The 4,506-nt window shown below is 28.0% G+C and carries 4 protein-coding genes; 3 read left to right on the forward strand and 1 reads right to left on the reverse strand.

What is annotated here, in order from left to right; translation table 11 throughout:
* Positions 1 to 431 precede the first annotated feature (431 nt).
* Entirely contained in the window at positions 432 to 1,547 is a 1,116-nt protein-coding gene (gene mobV / locus AAT22_RS18270; RefSeq protein ID WP_052954015.1) for a MobV family relaxase, read from the forward strand.
* Between the two features lie 118 nt (positions 1,548 to 1,665).
* Here mobV and AAT22_RS18275 read toward each other — a convergent pair whose 3' ends face one another.
* Entirely contained in the window at positions 1,666 to 2,049 is a 384-nt protein-coding gene (locus tag AAT22_RS18275; protein ID WP_047002305.1) for a hypothetical protein, read from the reverse strand.
* 399 nt (positions 2,050 to 2,448) lie between these two features.
* On the opposite strand from AAT22_RS18275, the gene AAT22_RS18280 reads away from it, so the two are divergent.
* Both AAT22_RS18280 and AAT22_RS18700 read left to right on the forward strand, forming a co-directional pair.
* Positions 2,449 to 3,525, forward strand: coding sequence for a replication initiation protein (locus AAT22_RS18280; RefSeq protein ID WP_047002306.1), 1,077 nt, complete (start codon positions 2,449 to 2,451; stop codon positions 3,523 to 3,525).
* A 236-nt stretch (positions 3,526 to 3,761) separates the two neighbouring features.
* Positions 3,762 to 4,484: a type II toxin-antitoxin system PemK/MazF family toxin gene (locus AAT22_RS18700; protein ID WP_052954016.1), complete on the forward strand. Its 723-nt coding sequence runs from the start codon at positions 3,762 to 3,764 to the stop codon at positions 4,482 to 4,484.
* Positions 4,485 to 4,506 lie beyond the last annotated feature (22 nt).

Raw genomic sequence — 4,506 nt, forward strand, 5'->3', positions numbered from 1 at the left:
GGGATTAAAAAAAGATTTATTTAAAAAGGACAAGCTATGCATATGCATAGCTTTGTTTAGTTTTTAAGAAAAATGTGATATAATTTAATTATCGAAGTGTTTCGGTATTATAGAACAATCAGTATCAAGAGTAGAAAGTGATGTTTGCGACACATCACTTTCTTTTTTTATTCAAAAATTTTGAATGGCTGCCAAACCACTTTCGAGTGGATCTTCGGCTGACAGTTAAAATTTTTGAATAAAAAATGTTAGCGAAGCGAGGGCATATGCCCTGGGTCCAGGAACTCCTGGCACATCTTTACGCAGTAAAGTATAATGTGCTATACTTTATGTGAAGATATTTGCACCGATTTAGAAAGTTTCCTAAAACGTATGACTAGTATTGGAGGTGTAAATTATTCACTTAAAGTATTAAAAGGGAGATTGATTTTATGAGTTACTTAGTATGTCATATTCAAAAATTTAAGAATAGTGATGTTAAGGGATTACAAATACATAACCAACGTGAGAGTGATAAATCTAAAAACATTGATATTGATAAAAGTAAATCTCATTTAAATATAGACTTACATAACGATAGAAGCATTAATTATAATAAGCAAGTTAAAGAGATTATTAAGCAAGGTTATAAGGGGACTAAGGCTATCCGTAAAGATGCTGTAGTAATGACAAGCACATTAGTAACCTCCGATAACAAATTCTTTTCTGAAATGCCTTTAAATAAGCAATTAGAGTTTTTTAAACAAAGTTATGAGTATTTTAAAGATAGATATGGCTCTGAAAATATAGTATCAGCAGTAGTCCACCTAGATGAAAAAACTCCTCATATGCACCTTTGCTCTGTACCTATAACCGAAGATGGAAAGTTATCAGCTAAGAAGATTCTTGATAGAAATAGCCTAAGAGAGATACAAGATGAACTACCAAAACATCTAAGAGCTTGTGGTTTTGATGTTGAACGAGGGGTTGAAGGTTCTGATAAAAAGCATATAGAAATTAATAAATTTAAAGCCGATACCTTAAAAAAAGAAGTTCAGCAACTATCTAAGAAAAGAATTAGCCTTAAAAACGATTTAGAGGCTCGTAGAGAGGTTTTAAGTGTTTTTGATAAACTAGATAACATTAAGCCATCAAAAACGTTCCTAGGCGAAATTAGGCTATCTAAAAGTGATTTTGAATTAATTAATAATATCGCTAAAGAAGGTGAAATTGCAAGATTAGCCTATAATAACTTAGATAGACAGAATAAGAAGTTATCTGATGAAATAAAAAAACTTAGAGAAGAAAATAAAAGGCTAATTGAAAAAGATAAATCTCATAATGATGATTTTGAAAAACAAAAAGAAAATTATAAGAAAAAAATCGAATTGCTCCAAGGAGAAAATACAAGAATAAGAAATATAGCTAATAATAAAATTGGCACTCTAACTAAAGATGTTACCAGGCTGACATCAAAGCTTGATAAGTGTAATAAATTCATAGAAAAAGAAAAACTATTGCCTAAATTTATGAAATACATAGATAGGAGCAATGGACTTGAAAGATAAAAAGTAGGGCATATGCCCTACTTTTTATTTGGGGTTTTAAGGGGTATCCCATTAACAAGGTGTAATTGAGTACTCAATTACGAAGCTTGCAATAATTTAAAATAGGGCGTATGCCCCATTATAAATTTAAAAATTCTTTAGCTAAGTTCTCTAAAAGCCTTGATACTGTAGTTTTATTTCTAATCGCATAGATTTGGAGTTCTTGCCATACTTCATCGTTCATGATGACAGTATGCTTACTATTGTCATCAGTTCTTGATGGTCTACCCCGTCCAATTTCCCGTACTGCTCTGTTTTCTTTGGTTTGCTTTTCTATTGGATTGCTCTTTATAAATTGATTTTCTATTAATTTATATCCATTCTTTTTGAATTTTTCTGAAATACTTTTAGAAATACCTAATTCATTAGCTATTTTGGTCATACTGTAACCACTTTTCATTTTTGAGTTAAAGAAATCTACTTGCTCTATAAGGCTCAATTTTAAAAAATCTTCTCTATCCATCCATATCCTCCATTAATATTTTTACACGTCTTAAAATCTATATATAAATACATAGTATCAAATTTAATTTACAAAAATTGTAAGAATATAGGTGGAAAGAAATAATTTTAAAATCATTTTTAGACAACAATTGATAGTTGTTGTTTATATAGTTTATATATACAACTAAGTTATAATGTTTTACGTCCTCGCAAAACATTGGTATTACTAGCCTGTAGAATTTAAAGACGACTTTTTCATAGTGAAAGACGACTTTTTCATAGTGAAATTTAATTTAAAGACGACTTTTTCATAGTGAAAGACGACTTTTTCATAGTGAAAAACGACTTAAAAAAAATAGTCGTACGACTATTTACAAAAAGGTCGTAATAATATATAATTTCCATTAGAGGTGGTTATATGGTTAATATGGATAACATAGAAAATAAATTAGTTGTTCAAGCAAATACGTTAATAGAAGCAAGTTACAAGCTTAAACCAAGTCAACAGAAGTTTTTAAGAGTTATGGCTTCAATGATTGACTTTGGTGATGAAGATTTTAAGATGTATGAATTTAAAGTAAGTGAATTGATGGAGCTTTATGGAATTAAAGACCAAAGTAAATATAGTGAAATTCCTAAGCAAACAAAGGAGTTAATGGGAAATGTACTTACTTTTAAAGATGAAAAATCAGAGGTTTTAGTGCCTTTTTTAAGCTTTTATAAACACGAAAAAGGTGAGGGGACAATAAAAGTTCAATTCCATCCTTTTTTAAAACCTTTTTATCTATATTTGAATAAAGAAAATCCCTTTACTAAGTACAAATTAAAGAATATTGTATCTTTGAAAAGCACATACTCAATAAGATTTTATGAACTTTTAAAACAGTATGAGGGAATAAAATCAAGGATTTTAACAATAGAAGAATTAAGGCAAATATTTAAAATAGAACCTAGTGAATATACTAGATATAATGATTTCAAAAGAAAAGTTATACTTCAAGCACAAAAGGAATTACCTTTAAAAACTGATATAAGCTTTGATTTTGAGGAAATTAAAACTGGAAGAAAGATAACTGCTCTAAAGTTTTATATTCATCAAAACAAGGTAAAAATGATTAATGAGCCTAATACTTTTGCTGAAGTATCAGTCACAGTTTCAGAAGAGATTGAACAAAAAGAATTGAATTTAGAAGATGGTATGAAAACTATAATTAATATGATGAAGGCTCATAATGTGAATGGATCTGAAGCTATGAAAATATATAAGAGTGCTAAAGGTGATATGAACCATATATCAAAGGTTTATAATCATTTCAAGAATAAAAATGCAGATAATTTTGTTGCTCTTATGATAAAAATGGTTAAGCCTGGTGAATTTAATGAACCTAAAAAAGGAATTAAGAAAACTAGTTTTAATAATTTTAAAGGTAGAGATTATGATTATGATGATTTAGAAAAGAAATTACTTGGTTGGGATAATGAGGAAGAAGAATAAAAATTTAAGAATCTTTGCAATAATGTTTGATAGATATTAACTAGTTATTATCTAATCACAAAAAATACCAATGATAGTTCTATACTAAATCATTGGTATTAATATATAATTGACTATGTACTGTCCCATTAAAGGGACTATTTATTCTTGATAAAGAAATATCTATTTATTCCTGTAAGGAAATTATTTATATCTTTAACTAATCTATATATTTATATTCAAAAAGGGGAGAAAAAATGAGTAATTTATACGCTAATTATTTAAAAAGATTACAAGATACTAAACAGAAAATAAACGATTTGAAATTTACTAAAGAAATTAAGGAAAATTCAAAAGATAAAGATGATAACTTTGATGTAGAATTATTTGAAAAATCAATTGCTGAAAATAAATTAGCAGTTGATAGCATAGCCGATACATTAACCAGTAACTTAAACAGTCAGTTAAAACAAATGGATAGTGATAAAGCTATAAAATTACTTGAATGGATAAACACTTGGGAATTTTACCTTGATACAGAAGATAGCTTTGATTTAACTAAGAGAAGAACGTATAAAAGAGGGGATATCGTTCATGTAAACTTTGGATTTAATGTACATAATGAACTTGGAGGTACTCACTATGCAATTGTTGTAGAAGGGAATAATGCACAAACTAATGGAACTGTAGTTGTAGTTCCATTAAAGTCTACAGAAGAAGATAATCCAACTAATTTAGATAATACAGAGGTATTTTTAGGTAAGTGTATTATTCCTATTGGTAAAGCTAAGAATAAAAACACTATAGCAAAAGTTGGACAACTAAAGTCAATTAGCAAATTAAGAATATTAAAACCTACAAACGATAAGCAATCTATTTATCCTGTAGATTCAGATATTCGTAACGATATTTTAAATAAACTTGACCAAAAAATAAAAGAATTATATATGAAATATGAGAATACTATTGACACTAAGTAAAATAGTAGTATAAAATTGATTA

This window comes from Clostridium sp. C8 (genome assembly GCF_001010885.1).
In the GTDB taxonomy this organism is placed as follows: Bacteria; Bacillota; Clostridia; order Clostridiales; family Clostridiaceae; genus Clostridium; species Clostridium sartagoforme.

Coding starts and splice junctions, on each gene's coding strand:
- AAT22_RS18280 (WP_047002306.1), top strand. CDS start 2,449: ATGGTTAATATGGATAACATAGAAAATAAATTAGTTGTTCAAGCAAAT.
- AAT22_RS18275 (WP_047002305.1), bottom strand. CDS start 2,049: ATGGATAGAGAAGATTTTTTAAAATTGAGCCTTATAGAGCAAGTAGAT.
- AAT22_RS18700 (WP_052954016.1), top strand. CDS start 3,762: ATGAGTAATTTATACGCTAATTATTTAAAAAGATTACAAGATACTAAA.
- mobV (WP_052954015.1), top strand. CDS start 432: ATGAGTTACTTAGTATGTCATATTCAAAAATTTAAGAATAGTGATGTT.